The sequence below is a fragment of the Streptomyces sp. SJL17-4 genome, from assembly GCF_036826855.1.
Taxonomy (GTDB): domain Bacteria; phylum Actinomycetota; class Actinomycetes; order Streptomycetales; family Streptomycetaceae; genus Streptomyces.
In genome coordinates, this window is sequence record NZ_CP104578.1 from 7,687,809 (window position 1) to 7,702,633 (window position 14,825).

General features: G+C 74.4%; 8 protein-coding genes. 5 read left to right on the top strand and 3 right to left on the bottom strand.

All coding sequences use genetic code 11. The features are described from left to right. Window positions 1-21: 21 nt before the first annotated feature. From N5875_RS34595 to N5875_RS34615, 5 genes are all read left to right on the top strand, one after another. A complete protein-coding gene (locus N5875_RS34595) occupies window positions 22-705 on the top strand; it encodes a transcriptional regulator (protein WP_338498204.1) in 684 nt (227 codons plus the stop codon). A 616-nt stretch (window positions 706-1,321) separates the two neighbouring features. After that, the gene (locus N5875_RS34600) at window positions 1,322-4,531 is read left to right on the top strand and encodes a type 2 lanthipeptide synthetase LanM family protein (RefSeq protein ID WP_338498206.1); all 3,210 of its coding nucleotides are present in this window, start codon (window positions 1,322-1,324) and stop codon (window positions 4,529-4,531) included. A gap of 112 nt (window positions 4,532-4,643) precedes the next feature. After that, complete coding sequence (locus N5875_RS34605; protein WP_338498208.1) at window positions 4,644-4,844, top strand: hypothetical protein; 201 nt, start codon at window positions 4,644-4,646, stop codon at window positions 4,842-4,844. A 71-nt stretch (window positions 4,845-4,915) separates the two neighbouring features. Further along, on the top strand, window positions 4,916-8,002 hold the full coding sequence (locus tag N5875_RS34610; protein WP_338498211.1) for an AAA family ATPase: 3,087 nt from the start codon (window positions 4,916-4,918) through the stop codon (window positions 8,000-8,002). A gap of 231 nt (window positions 8,003-8,233) precedes the next feature. Further along, on the top strand, window positions 8,234-10,123 hold the full coding sequence (locus N5875_RS34615; RefSeq protein WP_338498212.1) for a BTAD domain-containing putative transcriptional regulator: 1,890 nt from the start codon (window positions 8,234-8,236) through the stop codon (window positions 10,121-10,123). Window positions 10,124-10,143: 20 nt separating this feature from the next. On the opposite strand, the gene N5875_RS34620 is transcribed toward N5875_RS34615, so the two are convergent. Genes N5875_RS34620 through N5875_RS34630 form a run of 3 tightly spaced genes read right to left on the bottom strand, consistent with a single transcriptional unit; the run spans window position 10,144 to window position 14,824 of the window. After that, window positions 10,144-12,360: a prolyl oligopeptidase family serine peptidase gene (locus N5875_RS34620; protein ID WP_318206315.1), complete on the bottom strand. Its 2,217-nt coding sequence runs from the start codon at window positions 12,358-12,360 to the stop codon at window positions 10,144-10,146. Continuing rightward, the gene (locus N5875_RS34625) at window positions 12,357-13,832 is read right to left on the bottom strand and encodes an MFS transporter (protein WP_318206314.1); all 1,476 of its coding nucleotides are present in this window, start codon (window positions 13,830-13,832) and stop codon (window positions 12,357-12,359) included. The genes N5875_RS34620 and N5875_RS34625 overlap by 4 nt, the downstream gene beginning before the upstream one ends. Next, the gene (locus tag N5875_RS34630) at window positions 13,829-14,824 is read right to left on the bottom strand and encodes a hypothetical protein (RefSeq protein ID WP_338498215.1); all 996 of its coding nucleotides are present in this window, start codon (window positions 14,822-14,824) and stop codon (window positions 13,829-13,831) included. Before N5875_RS34630 ends, N5875_RS34625 begins: the two co-directional genes overlap by 4 nt. Window position 14,825: the final 1 nt, after the last annotated feature.

Consider the following 14,825-nt stretch of genomic DNA (forward strand, 5'->3'; position numbering starts at 1 on the left):
CGGCGACCTATGCTCTGACGTGTGGTGAACCCCAGCGATCTCCAGGACTCCTCGGCCGGCCCCGTCGTCTCCGCCCCTGAGCTGCTCGCCCTGCATGCCGTACGGCTCAAGGGCGTGGCCGACGACGCCCAGGCGGCGGCGCGCTACGGGCTCGACCCCGAGGTCGTACGGGAAGCGCTTCTCGACCACGAGGCGAGGGGCTGGGTGACCCGGCGCGCGTTCGCCGGGACGCGGGGGTGGACCCTGACCGACTCCGGCCGGGCCGAGGGGGAGCGGCAGCTCGCCGGGGAACTGGCGGCTGCGGGGCTCGGATCCTTCGTACGGGAGCGGTACGAGACGTTCCTCGCCCACAACGCCCGTTGTCTCCGGGCGTGCACCGACTGGCAGTTGCGGCCGGACGACGCGGGGCGGCTCGCCGTCAACAACCACGGGGACGCGGCCTGGGACGGGCGGGTGCTCGACGAACTCGCCGCCCTGGGCGGGGTCATCGAGGTGCTGTCGGAGGAGCTGGGGACGCGGATCGACCGCCTCGGCGGGTACGGCTCCCGCTTCACGGGCGCGCTCGCGCGGGTCCGACGCGGCGAACTGTCGTGGGTCGACCGGGTCAAGGAGGACTCCTGCCACACGGTGTGGATGGAACTCCACGAGGACCTGCTCGCCACCCTCGGCATCACCCGCGGCGAGGAACCCGCGGCACGCGCCTGAGCGTGCACAGGCGACCCCGGTGGAGGGGGCCCGTTCCGCATGGGGGAGTATGCGGGGCGGGAGGGATTTGAATGCGTTCAGAAACTCGGACAGCGACAAAAGCGGTGTTCGGGTGGGTGGCGCTGTACGGAACGCTCACCCTGTCGTCGGACGGCAAGGCCACGGCGACCCGGATCGAGACGTTCGACTTCGGCGAAGCGTTCGAGGTCGAGGGTCGAGGTACGCGCGTGCACGGGCACCGGAACCTGGACGTACGACACGGGCACTGCCCCCGGCTCCCAGAGGGTGACCGTGTCCGTCGGAGGCTGCGCCATGGACGACTGGCTGGTCTCGGGGAGCGCGGAACACCCGAAGCTGTATGTGTCACTCATGGGGACCCCGACGACGGCGCGTACTACGCCTTGCTGCGCCGCGACCCGTGACCCGGGTCTCCGGCGGGCTGACGGCGCTGTGGCGCGCGGCCGTCCCGGCGCCCCTACGAGCGGCCGTTCTGCTCCGTCGCCTCCCGGTGGAAAACATGGGGGGTTCTTCCCCATGTCCCGGAGGTCCACCCCGTACCAGGATCTGACGTGGCCCGGAGCGGTGGGCCGGGTCGGTTCGAGGAGGGGGGACGGCGGTGAGAGTCGGGCATGAGCGGGCGGCGGCCTCGCTGTCGGCGGTCGAGCGGTGGTGGGACAGCGGGCTGGTCCGCGGCGGCAGGGACGAGGAGCGGCCGGACTGGGCCGCGCTGGCCGAGGAGGCCGTGGCCGCCGCCCCTGACGTGGCCGTGGCCGCCCCTGACGGGGACCCCGCCGCTACCGAAGACGCCGTGGTGCCCGCCGGGGAGCTTCCTGGGCTCAGTGGATTCGAATGGGTCCTGCGGCCGTTCACCGGCTGCGCGGGGGAGCGTTTGGAGCGGCGTCTGTCGGGCCGGGCGCGGACGCTCGTGGACCTGACCGCCGTACGGGACGACCTGGAGCGACAGCTCAGCGGCAGGCTGGCGCGGGCGGCCGCGCGGACGCTGGTCCGCGAGCTGCACGAGGCGCGCGGTGCCGGGCGGATCGAAGGGGACGACGCGCGGGCCCGGTTCAGGGACTTCCTGGCGCGTACCGCGTCCCGGCGCGGACTCGCCGACCTGCTGGCCGGACGTCCGGTACTCGCGCGGATCCTGGGGCGGACCGCGCTCGACGCGGCGGACGCGGTGGCGGAGGCCCTGGAACGGCTCGCGGACGACCGCGCGCTCCTGATCGCCTCCGGCCTTCTCGCGGAGTCCGGCGGCGACCCGGGACCGCTCGTGGGCATCGAGCCCGGCGCGGGCGACGGACACCGGGGCGGGCGCACCGTGATGCTGCTGCGTTTCGCCGACGGCGCGCGGCTGGTGTACAAGCCGCGCCCCCTCGCCGTACACCGCCACTTCAACGACCTCGTCGCCTGGTTCAACGGACTCCCCGGCACCGTGGACCTGCGCACCCTGCGGCTGCTCGACCGGGGCGCGTACGGATGGGTGGAGTTCGTCGCCGCGCGACCCTGCGCCTCCGCGGCGGAGGTCGAGACGTTCTACCGCCGCCAGGGCGCGCTGCTCGCGCTGCTGCACCTGCTCGACGGCACCGACCTGCACCACGAGAACCTGATCGCCGTCGGCGCCCACCCCGTCCTCGTCGACGTGGAGACCCTGTTCCATCCGCCGCTGCCGGGCTCCGGCACGGCCGATCCCGCCGCCCGCGCGCTCCATGACTCGGTGTACCGGGTCGGGTTGCTGCCGCAGCTCCTGGTGGGCGACCACAGCGCCCTGGACGTATCGGCCGTCGGAGGCGGCCATGAGGGCGTGTCGCCCGTCGCGCGTGCGGACTTCGCCGACGCAGGCACCGACCGGATGCGACTGGTGCGCAGGGCCGGGACGTTCGGTGAATCCGCCAACCAGCCCCGGGCGGCGGACGGCGCGCCCGTCGAACCGGGCGCCCACATCGACGCGCTCTGCGCCGGGTTCCGGGCCGGTTATACGGCCATGGGCGCGGCCGGGGACGAACTGCTGGGCCACGCGGGCCTGTTGAGGTCGTTCGAGGAGGACGAGGTGCGGGTGGTCGTACGTCCCACCTGGGTGTACACGCTGCTGCTCGACGAGTCGACACACCCCGACCTCCTGAAGGACGCGGACGCGCGGCAGGGGGTCCTTGAGACCCTGCGGACCGAGCAGTTCGGCCCTCTCCTCGCGCCCGGCGTGATCGACGAGGAGATCGCCCAACTCTGGGACGGGGACGTGCCGTTGTTCACCGCACGGCCCGGTCGCACAGGCCTACGGGGCGCGCCGGGACGACCGCCGGCCGACCGTACGGACCTGCCGGGGATCGACCGCGTCACCGCGAAGCTCGATGCCCTGGACACCGTCGACCGGCAGGACCAGGAACGGATCGTACGGGCCGCGATGGCGACGACCTCCCGCGCCCCCGCACACCGGCCGGTCGAGGGGCGGCGCACTCGTGTCGCGGGCCGCGCCCCCGAGCCGGAGCGGCTGCTCTCGGCGGCCCGGTCCGTCGGGGACCAGCTGGTCTCCCTCGCGTACCGCGAAGGGCCGCGCAGCAACTGGATCGGCCTGGAACTCCTCGCCGACCGCTACTGGCGGATCGGTCCGATGGCGGCCGGTCTGGCCGACGGCTACACCGGTCCGGCGCTGTTCCTGGCCCAGTTGGCGGCCCTCACGGGCGCCGGACACTACGCCGACGCGGCCCGTACGGCCCTGGCGCCGATGCCCGTACTGCTCGACGCGCTGCGCGCCCGACCCGAAGAGCTCGGCGCGGTGGGCTCGGGGGCCTTCTCCGGCCTCGGCGGCATCGCGTACGCGCTCGGGGAGACTGCACGGCTGCTGGACGATCCGGAGGTCGGCGCATGGGCTTCGGGTGCGGTGCGGCTGGCCGCCGCGGCGACGGGGGCCGAACCGGAGTACGGGGTGGGCGCAGGGCTCGCGGGCGGTCTCGTGGCGCTGCTGGCCGCGCGCGGCGGTCGGCCGGGTGCCGGTACGGGCGACGGTGCGGGTGCCGGTGCGGAGATCGCGCGGGCTGCTCGGGCCTGCGCGGACCGGCTGGTCGTCGCCGCCCACTCCGCCGCCTCCGATCCCATGGAGGCCCAACTCCCCACCCTCGGACGGGGCTTCACCGAAGGGGCTGCCGGGGTCGGATGGGCCCTGCTGCGGTTCGCCGAAGCCGAAGCCGAAGCCGAAGCCGAAGCCGAGGCCGAGGCCGAGGCCGAGGCCATTGCCGGGGACACAGTCGGGGCCGTCGCCGGGGCCGCCGCCGGGGCGGGACTCAGGGGCGCCGAGCCGTACCGGCTCGCGGGGCTGTCCCTGCTCCGGGCGGCCGTCGGCGCGGATGCGCCGGACGGGAGCCCGAGTCCGGGCGGCGGAGGCCGCAGGGGAGTCTCCGCCCCCACCCCGGGCGCCGGGCTCGCCGGCATCGCCAGGGCCTCGGCCTGGTGCCGGGGAGACGCCGGCATCGCACTCGCCGTGCTGGACGCCCCCGGCGCCCTGGCCGACCCGCACCTCGCGGCCTGGGCGCGCGGGACGGTCGAGCGGCTGGGGCAGAACGGGACGGCTCCCGACGACAGCCTGTGCCACGGCGAGGCCGGCCTGTGCGAGCTCCTCGGCCATGCCGCGCTCCCCGAGGCGCGACCGCACTGGATCCGCCGAGCGGGGGCGCTCCTCGCCTCCGTCGAGGAGAACGACGCCAGGAGCGGCGCCCCGGACGGAGTGCCGCACCCCGGCCTGCTGACCGGTCTCGCGGGGATCGGCCACGGACTCCTCCGGGCGGGATTCCCGGAGCGCGTACCGTCGCTCCTCCTGCTGCACACCCCATAGACGTACGAGCACCGCCACGTACGAACCCGGCATACCCGACCCACCTACCAACACCCCACGCACAGCTCGGCACGACCACCACTCCCGCGGACACGAAGGACGAGTGAGGACCATGCAGATCAGTGACTCGGTGACATACGTCAACGGCGGAGCCGGCACGGAGGCCGCGGCCCAGGACGACCCGGTGGGCGAGGTGACGCTCGGCACCGGCGGCATGCTGGGGCGGCGCAGCCGGCTGCTCAGAACGGCCGATGTGGACACGGTCGCCTCGTGGGACATGCCCTTCACCACGGGCACCATCACGGTGTCCTGACGCGAGAGCGGCTGGGCCGGGGGCTCCCCGGCCCACTGCCGTGCACGAAAAGGATCAAGTAGCCTGCGGACATGCGTGCGACGTCGTCGGTCATCGTGGGGCGGGACGCCGAGATCGAGTTACTGGACGAGGCCCTGGAGAGCGCCCGGAGGGGTGCCGGACGGGCCGTGTTCCTCGTCGGCGAGGCGGGGATCGGAAAGTCCAGGCTGGCCGGCGAGTGCGCTCTCCGCGCCTACGGCCGCGACATGCCGGTGCTGCGCGGCCGCGCCACGTCCACCGGGCTCGTCGTCCCCTTCCGCCCCCTGGTCGAGGCACTGTCCTCGCGGTTCCGGGCAGCCGGAGCACCGGACGATCCGGAACTCGACCCCTACCGGCCCGCGTTGGCCGGCCTGGTGCCGGAATGGCGGGCCGCCACGACGGCGCCCGGCTATGCCATCTCGCTCGTCGAACTGGCCGAGGCACTGCTCAGACTGCTCGCCGTGCTGGGCCGGGAGCGCGGCTGCGTGATCCTCCTGGAGGACCTGCACGACTCCGACACCGAGACGATCGCGGTCGTCGAGTACGTCGCCGACAATGTCGCGGACCTCCCGGTCCTGCTGGTCGGCACGCTCCGGCCCGACCCCGGCCCGGCGTCGGACCTCGCCCTCGCCGCCGAGCTGCGCAACACCGCCTCGGTGACGGAGCTGGGGCCGCTGGACGAGACCGCCGTACGGCACATGGTGGACGCGTGCCTGGACGCGGCCCCGGGCGAGGTGCCCCCGGCCGCGCATCGGCACCTCTCGGAGCGCGCGGGCGGGAACCCGTACCTCGTGGAGGTGCTTCTGGCCGACCTGCTGGACATGGGGCGGCTGAGCCGGGCGGACGGCGAATGGCTGCTCGCCGACCACGGCGAGGCGACGGTTCCCACGGGAGCGGTACGCAGCTGGGCGCGCCGCCTCGCCCGGCTCGACGAGCCGGTGCGCGAGCTGCTCCTCATCGCGGCGACGCTCGGCGGCCGGTTCTCGGTCGGGGCGCTGAGGGCGGTGACCGGGCTCGACGACCGGGCTCTCTTCGCCCACCTCCGGTCCGCCTCCGAGGCCGGGATCATCGCCCCGGACGGTGCGGCCCACGACCACTACACCTTCCGCCACGTCCTGACCGCGGACGCGCTCAGGGCGTCGCTGCCGCCCGCCGAGCAGGCCGCGCTCGCCCGCCGTGCGGCCTCGGCGATCGAGCAGTCGGCCGGTGCGTCGCACTCCGGTGATCGCGCGGACGAACTGGCTCGGGAGCAGAGCCAGTTGGTCGCCACCCTGCGGCTCGCGGCAGGTGACAAGGCGGCGGCCTCCCGGCAGTTCGCCCAGGTCGGCCGGCAGATGCTGGACGCCGGTGCCTCGGGCTCGGCCGCCGTGCTCCTGGAGCGGGCCCGGGGTCTCGCGGCCGACGGGGAACGGGACGAGGTCACGGTTCAACTCGCCCTTGCCCAGGCCGAGTCCGGGCGGATCGATCTGGCATCCGCGCTGCTCGACGACCTGGCACCGGTGCCCGTCGGGACCCCTGCGGCGGAGGAGCGGGCGCAGGCGCACACCCAGGTCGCCTGGGTCGCGACGATGGCCGAGCAGCAGCAGGAGGCACGCCGCCGGATCCGGGCGGCCCGCGCTCTGCTCGGGGCCGAGCCCCGCCCGGAGCAGGAGGCGGCACTCGTGGTGGTCGAGGGCCATCTGGCGCTCCTGCCGGAGCAGGAGGGCGACCCCCGGAGCCCTGCGGGCCAGGACGGGCGCGAGCGACTGAAGGAGGCGGAACGTTCCGCCAGGAGCGCCGCGCTCACCGCGGAGCAGCGTGGCCGGCCCGTGGTGGCCTGCCAGGCCTGGCAGCTCCTCGCCCTGCTGTCCCGGCAGCGCGGGTTCGACGAGGCCGACGCCTGTCTGGTGCGGATGCTGGAGGTCGCCGAGAAGCACCGGCTCGCGGTGTCGCGGGCCGAGGCACTGGTGCGGCTCGGCACCAACGCGTTCATGCGCACCGGAGAGGCGACCCAGCTGGAGACCGCCCGCGCGGCGGCGCACGAACTCGGCTCGCTGACCGTGCTCCAGACCGTCGACGGGCTGCTCGCCATGCAGAGCGTCCTCGCCGGCCGCTGGGACCGGGCCCGGGAGACCGTCGATCGTTCCGTGGAGGCCAGCGCCCGCCTCCAGAACCTGTCGGCCCACCGCTATCTGCTCCTCGTCGACGCCACGCTCGCCGCCCACCAGGGGCGGGCCCGCGAACAGGAACGTGCCCTCGCCCGGTTCCGCCGGGCGGGTGGCGAGGACTCGATGCTCGTACCTCTGCAACGCGGACTGTGCCAGGCCATCGGCGCGCTCATGGCCGAGGACCGGAAACGGGCCACGGCCGAGCTCGACGCGGCGCGCGCATGGGAACGGGAGCATCCGAGCTTCTTCTACCTCAGCGGTCGGTACGGGCTCCGCCCGTTGCTACGGATCCTCGACGGCGACGGCGACGGCGACGGCGACGGCCATGGCGATGTCGACGGCGACGGCGATGGCGACCGAGGCGAAGGCGGTGGAGACGGGGGCCGGGAGGCGTACCGGGAGGCGCTCGCCTCCCCGGGCGGGCAGCTGGCCTGGAACCGGATGTTCCTCGGGATGGCGGACGCGGTCCTGCGTGGCCGGGGCGGTGATCCGGACGGCGCGCGGCGCGCGGTGGCCGAGGCCGGACGTGCGGCGACCGTGTTCCCGCAGGCCTGGCATCTCGCCCTGCGGCTGGTCGCGGAGGCGGCGCTCGCGGACTCCTGGGGCGAACCGGTCGCCTGGCTGCGGACCGCAGAGGAGTACTTCCACGAGGCGGGCGTACAGCCGGTGGCCGGTGCCTGCCGGGCACTGCTGCGGCAGGCGGGCGTCAGTGTGCCGCAGCGCCGGGGCGGCCGGGAACGGATCCCGGCGGAGCTGCGCACCGCGGGCGTCACACCGCGCGAGTACGAGGTGTTCGTGCTGCTCATGGAGCGTCCGGGCAACCTGCAGATCGCCCAGCGGCTGTGCATCTCGCCCCGGACGGTGGAGAAGCACATGGCGAGCCTGATGACCAAGACCGGCTGCGTCGACCGCTCGGCGCTCTGCGCGCTGTCGGCGGAGCGGGCGGAGGACGGGGGACCGGCCGGGATCGCGTTCCGGCAGCCGTCGGCCTGATCCGGGACGACGGCCCCCCGGGGCTCTCGTGCCAGGTCCGGCCGATCCGGTGATGTGGGGGCTCGGCGAACCCGGGATGGGGGGCGCTCCCGCCCTCATGGGGGTCCTGTCCCCCAGGACACCGTCGGCGGAGGCGCGACTGTGAGGGTCCGGTACCGATGTGTGAAGGTCCGGCGCGATGGATCATCGAGCGGACCGACCAACTCCCGTCACCATACGGAGGTTCGCTCGATGCCGAGTCCGTCCGCGCAGCCCGCCGCCTCACCCGGCGCACTCCGGTTCTCCGTCCTCGGCCCGCTCACGGTCCACCGGGGTGAACGGGAGCTGCCCCTCGGTCCGTTGAAGCAGCGCATGGTCCTGGCGACGCTCCTGGGAGCCGTCAACTCCCCGGTGTCCGTCGACGCGTTGACCGAGGCGGTCTGGCCGGAGGAGCCCCCTCGGACCGCCCGCAAGAACATCCAGGTGTACGTCAGCGCCCTGCGTGCGCTGTTCGGGCAGGACGACCGGGACGCCCGGGACCGGCCACGGCTCACGCACACGGGCGGCGGATACGTGCTGCGGGTGACGGAGGAGGAACTCGACCTGCTGACATTCCGCTCCCTGGTACGGGCCGCCGAGGGCCGGCCGCCCCAGGCCGCCGCCCGACTGCTGAGACAGGCACTCGACCTGTGGCGGGGGCCGCCGCTGGGCGACGACCTCCGTCAGTCGCCCACGCTGGCCGAGGAGGCCGAGCGGCTGCGGCTGCGGCATGTGACGGCGTACGAGAGCTGGGCGGAGGCGGAGCTGGAGCTGGGCCGCGCACCGGCCGTGGTCGAGGGGCTGCGCGACCTGGTGGAGCGGCATCCGCTACGGGAGCGGCTCCGCTCGGCCTTGATGTGCGCGCTGAGCGCCTCCGGCCGACAGCCGGAGGCGCTCGCGGTCCACGACGACTACCGGCAGCTGCTGGCCCGGGAGCTGGGCCTGGAGCCGAGCGGCGCGATGGCCGCCCGCTACCGGGCGATCCTCGCGGGGGACACCCGGGCCGCCGGGGCGGGCACAGCCGGCGGGCCGCCGGGCGCGAGACCCGCCGCCGTACCGCAGGCGGCCGTGCTGCTGCCGCCCGACCTGGTCGACTTCACCGGACACGGCGAGGAACTCCATGACGTCCTGGACCTGCTGGAGGGCGACCATGGGGACGGTGGGGCAGGCGGGGCCGGTGGGGTGGCTGGTGCGGGCGAGGCGGGCCATGTCGTGCTGCTGTCCGGCCCCGCGGGTGCAGGGAAGACCACGTTGGCGGTGCGGGCCGCCCACCTCCTCGGCAGCAGGTTTCCCGAGGGTCGGCTCTGCGTCTCCCTACGGGACGCGGACGGCCGCACCCGGTCCCTGTCCGCCGTACTCGCGGAGCTCGGCGAACGAACGGGTCGGACCGGACTGTCGACTCCCGAGGCGTGGCGGGAGTGGCTGGCGCGGCACCAGGTGTTGGTGATCCTGGACGACGTACCCGAGGAACGCGCCGTACGAGCGCTGCTCCCGTGCGGCGGACAGGGCAGGGTGCTGCTCACCGCGCGCGGCCAACTGGGCGGGCTGGCACCGGTGCACCGGATCACCGTCCCGCCGCTCGACACGGCCGAGGCCGTGCAACTCCTGGCCGGGCTCGTCGGCCCGCGGCGGGTGCGGGCCGACCGGGAGGCCGCGCTGCGGATCGTCCGGGCGTGCGGTGGGTCGCCGCTCGCGGTCCGGGTGAGTGGGATGCGGCTCGCGGTGCTCCGCCACGTACCGCTGCGGGAGTTCGCCGACCGGCTGACGGATCCCACCGGCGCCCTGGACGAACTGACCGCCGGGGACGTGTCCGTACGGCAGCGGCTGGCCCACGGCTGGGAGACGCTCCCGGAGGAGCGGGGCAGGGACGCGGGCCGCCTGGCCGCGGGCACGGGGGACGGGCCGTTCGGCCTGACGGAGGCGGCGGAGGCGCTCGGCTGCGACGAGCGGCATGCGATGAGGGTGGTGGAAGCGCTCATCGACGCCGGAATGGTCACCTCGCCGGGCGGCGAGGTGACCGCGCACGCGGCGCAGTACGACATGCCGCACCTGATACGGCTCTACGCACGGGGTGCCGGCTACGGGACACCGGTGCTGACGTAGGGGCCGTCGCCGCCGTCACCTCACCGCTGCGACGGAGCCGCGTCGGAGCCCGGGGCCGGGAGACCCACGTGGGATGCCAGGAAGGCAAGGCACTCCGCCTGGAGCGCCGCCGCGCGGGACGCGGCCCGGTCCCCGTGGCCGACGCCGTGTTCGAGCCGCAACAGGACCGGGCCGGTGCCCGCCGTGGCGTGCTGGAGCGCGGCGCACATCTTGCGGGCGTGCAGGGGGTCGGTCCGCGTGTCGCCGTCCGCGGCGGTCAGCAGCACCGCCGGGTACGCGGTCCCGGGGGTGACCCGGTGGTAGGGGGAGTAGCCGAACAGCACCGGGAGCCGCGCCGGGTCCTGCGCGCTGCCGTACTCCGGTGTCCAGCTGGGGCCGAGGCCGGACAGTTCGTAGCGGACCATGTCCAGGAGCGGGGAGGAGCACACCACGGCGGCGTACTTCCCCGGCTCCTGGGTGAGTGCCGCGCCGACGAGCAGCCCGCCGTTGGAGCCGCCCATGATCGCGATCCGGCCGGGCTCGGTCCAGCCCGCCTCGATCAGCCGGTCGGCCGCCGCGGCGAAGTCGTCGAAGGTGTTCTGCTTGTGCTCCCCGCTCCCGGCCCGGTGCCACGCCTCGCCCTCCTCGCCGCCGCCGCGGAGACCCGCCCAGGCGAACACCCCACCCGCCCTGACCCAGGCCAGGACCTGGGCGCGGTAGCGGGGCGACATCGTGCGGCCGAAGCCGCCGTACCCCGTGAGCAGCGCCGGGCGCGGCCGGTCCGGGTGCCCGCTGGGGGAGATCACGAACATCCGTACCGTCGTCCCGTCCCGCGACGGGAACGCGACCTGTCGGGTCATCGCGCCGTCCACCGCCGGAGCGCCCGCTGCCGGACCGCCCACCGCCGGACCTTCCGGACCGTCCGCCGGGGCGTCCCGCTCCCAGCGCGTCAGGCGGTGCGTACGCGCGTCGAAGTGGAGTACGCGTACCGGCGTGACGAAGTCCGTGTACGCGAACCAGGCCTCGTGACCGCCCGACGACACGGCCGAGAAGTCGCCGACCGCGCCGGTGCCGGGGAGCGGCACCGTGGCCACCTGGCGGCCCTCGACGAGATCGTGCAACGTCACCTCGGCCACCGTGTCGCGGGTCCAGGCGGCCAGGCCGAGCGGGTTCTTCAGCTCGGGACCGGAGAGCACGACCAGATGGGTCAGTACCGCGTCCGGTCGCTCGGGGACGACCTCGTGCCAGGCGGCGGGGCCCAGGTGGAGCTCGTCCGGGCGGCACGCGACGACACGACCGCGGGCCGCGTCGCGGTCGGTGCGGAGCCATACCCGGTCCGCCGGGCCCGTACCGGGCACGGCGTGCAGCCGGGTGGCGGCCCCCATGTCTTCCTGGACGGGCCGCAGCAGCGGGCGGTCGAGCGGCCCGGCCGACAGATCGGCGAGGTGGACGTCGGTCCCACGGCCGGTGCCGAGCGTGGCCGTGATGCCGAGCCAGCGACCGTCCCCGGTCACGGACACGCTGTAGAACTGGGTCTTGTCCCGCCCCTCGCCGAAGACCACGGCGTCCGCGTCCGGTGACGTGCCGAGCCGGTGCAGACAGACCCTGCGGTGGTAGCGCTCCTCGCCGGGGTTCAGGCGGGGGTCCAGGCGCCGGACGTAGTAGAACGCCCCGCCGCCGGGAAGCCAGCCGATCGACGACTTCCGCACCCGGTCCACCGGCCCGTCCACGACCTCGCCCGTGGCCACGTCGATCACCCGGAGCAGGGAGTCCTCCGTGCCGTCCCGGGACACCTGGTAGGCCAGCAGATCGCCCTCCGGTGAGGGCTCCCAGGCGTCGAGCACGGTACGACCGGACGGATCGAGGGCGCTGGGATCGAGCAGGACCCGCTCCGAGGCCGCACCGGAGACCCGACCCGTGCCCACCCCGGTCTCCGCCACCACCAGGACCGGATGCTCCTGGCCCGCCTCCTGCCGCAGCCAGAAGACCCTGCCGCCGCGGACCTTGGGCGACCGGACACGAACGCCGGCGCCGAGCGCCGCCACCTCCGCCTCCCACCGCTCCAGCCCCGGCCAGGCCGCCCGCTCCGCCGTGTACAGGGCCTCCTGCTCGGCGCTCCAGCGGCGCGTCTCGGCGGTCTCGGCGTCCTCCAGCCAGCGGTACGGGTCGGGGACGAGCACCCCGTGGAGTTCCTGGACGACGTCCTGCCGCTCCGCGTGCGGGTACGGGCGCCGTGTCCGTCGCGCGTCGGTGGTCACTCCGGTCTCCCTCGTTCGTCGTCGGCGGCCGGACGGTGGCCGCGGGGTCCGGCCGGAGCCGTGACGTCGACCGTGAGCGCAGCGGCCTTCTCCGCACCCGGTTCGGCATCCGGCCCCTCGGTCGCCCCGGCGCCCTTCTCCGCGGTCTCCGTGCCCGGCAGGGCAAGCCACGCGAAGACGCCCGACAGGACGACGATCACCCCGGACACCGCGAAGATCGTGTCGATCGGGCCGAACCGGACCCCGGCGACCGAGCCCGCGACGTCCGTCAGTACCGAGCCGGCGAGCCAGCCGGACAGGACCGCGGCGAGCATCGACGCCAGCTTCGTCACCGGGTAGAACACGGCCATCACCCGTCCCCGGAAGGCCGGGGGCGCCGCATCGAGCAGCAGCGGTGCCATCGCGGTGTTGAGGACGGTCAGCGGCACCGTGAAGACGAAGAGCAGCGCGATGCCGCCGAGGAAGGTGGTCTGCCGGGAGTAGGCGATCAGGAGGACACCGCTCACCAGCAGGCTGATCCAGGTGCTCCGGCGCGCCCCGAGCCACTGCACGACCCGGCCCCCGCTCAACGCGCCGGTGATGCCGCCCACTCCCATCGCCATGCCGATGTATCCGTAGAGATGGGCGTCGGCGTTGAGGTTGTCGGTGGTGAAGAAGACGTTGAGGGTGCTGAGCGCGCCGAGCCCGAACTGCCCGATGACGGCGAGCAGAAGGAGGACGACCAGGAACCGGCTGCGGGCGAAGAAGCGCACGCCGTCCGCGAACTCGCCGCGCAGACTGGACCGCCGCCCGGCCGGCTTCGCGTCGCTCGCAGCGGGCCCGGGAGCGGGCTTCCCGCCGTCCGGTGTCGCTGCAGGCGCGGGCGCCTCGATGGACCGGATCGCCACGTACGACACGGCGTAGGACAACGCGTTGAAGAGCAGGGCCCATTGGATTCCGGCGGCGAACAGCAGCGGCGCGGCGAGCGGAGGCCCGATGATCCAGGCGGTCTCGCCGGTCGCCTGACCGATGCCGGCGGCCCGGGCGCGGTTGGCGTCCCCCTTCACCAGGTCGGCGAGGATGGCGAACCGCGCCGGTGAGAAGAACTGGCCGGAGGCGTGCAGCAGGAGCACCGTCACGTAGACGAGGGCGAGCCACACGCCCACCGGCAGCGCGTCGGTCGGCAGGAACGAGACGGCGGTCAGGACCACCACGAGCGTGCCGCGCACCACCTCGGTGCGGAGCAGCGTGGCGAGCTTGTCCCAGCGGTCGACGAACACGCCCGCGAGCGGGCCGATGACCAGGACGGCGACGCTGGACGCCATCAGTACGCCGCTGACCGCCAGCGGCGCCCACGACTCGTCCTTCGCCAGTACCGTCGCCACCCAGAGCACCAGCGTCGTGCTGAAGACGGCGTCGCCGACGGACGAGACGGCCTGGCCGAACCAGAGGCGGGTGTAGTCGCGGTTGATCAGCGTCAGGCGCGGCGTCATGAGAGCCGCCCCGGCGACGAGACGATCGACGCCATGAGTGCCGTCACGAGGGTCGTGTGGTACGCCTTCCGGAAGAACTCGCCGGACGTGACCGGCGGTGCGTCCGTCACGTGCGGCGTGTCTGTGACCTGCGGCGCGGCCGTGACCTGCGGCGCGCCCGCGAGCGCCGCCGACCTTCCGGGGATCGCCCCGTCGGGTCGCTGGGCGCGCGCCAGGCACTCCAGGGCCGCCGCTCCCGAGGACGTACGGCGCGGATCCTCGCCCAGCACGAACTGCGTGAGGACGAGCTCCGCCGCCAGGTCCCAGAGATCGTCCGCGACGCAGTGGAGCAGCATCCGGTGGGTCAGGTCCCGCGCGTGGTCCAGGTCCGCTCCGGCGACACGAGGGCCGGTGCGGCCGAAGTCGCCCAGGTAGAAGGCGGTGTGCGTCAGCGCGTACGCCTGCGGGACGGTGAGCGGCGCCACCGTGCCCTTCGAGGCCGCGACCGTGGCCCCGGCGGCGGGGAACGCGACGAGCGGGCTCTGCGGGAGGAGCTCGGCGTACGGCTCGATGCCGTGGCGGACACCCGCCTTGTCCGCGTAGTAGCGGATCTCGATGCGCCGGTACGGTGACTTCCCGCCCGGGGAGAGGAAGTCGGGGTCGAGCCGCGCGAGCGCCTCCCGGCACGCCGTGTCGTCGATTCCGTCGGGGGCGAGCGCGGCGTGGACCAGCCGGTACGTGGAGGCGTACGCCGGGCTGTCGTCGAAGAGCCGCGGGAACTCCGGGTCCTGCCAGAGCTTCCGTACAAGTGCGGTCGCCCCGCCCAGCGGGTCCGGGGTGGTGTCGTCCGGGCGCGCCGCGCGGTGGCAGAGCAGCCCCAACTCCAGTGCGGCCTTGGCCTTTCCATGGGTCGCCGACGAGGCGGAAGCCGAGAACGGGTCGAAGTGGTCGAGGTTCCCGGCCAGCCAGTCCAGCGCGCCGACGGAGAGCTGCTCCAGGGGTGAGGGCGGCATG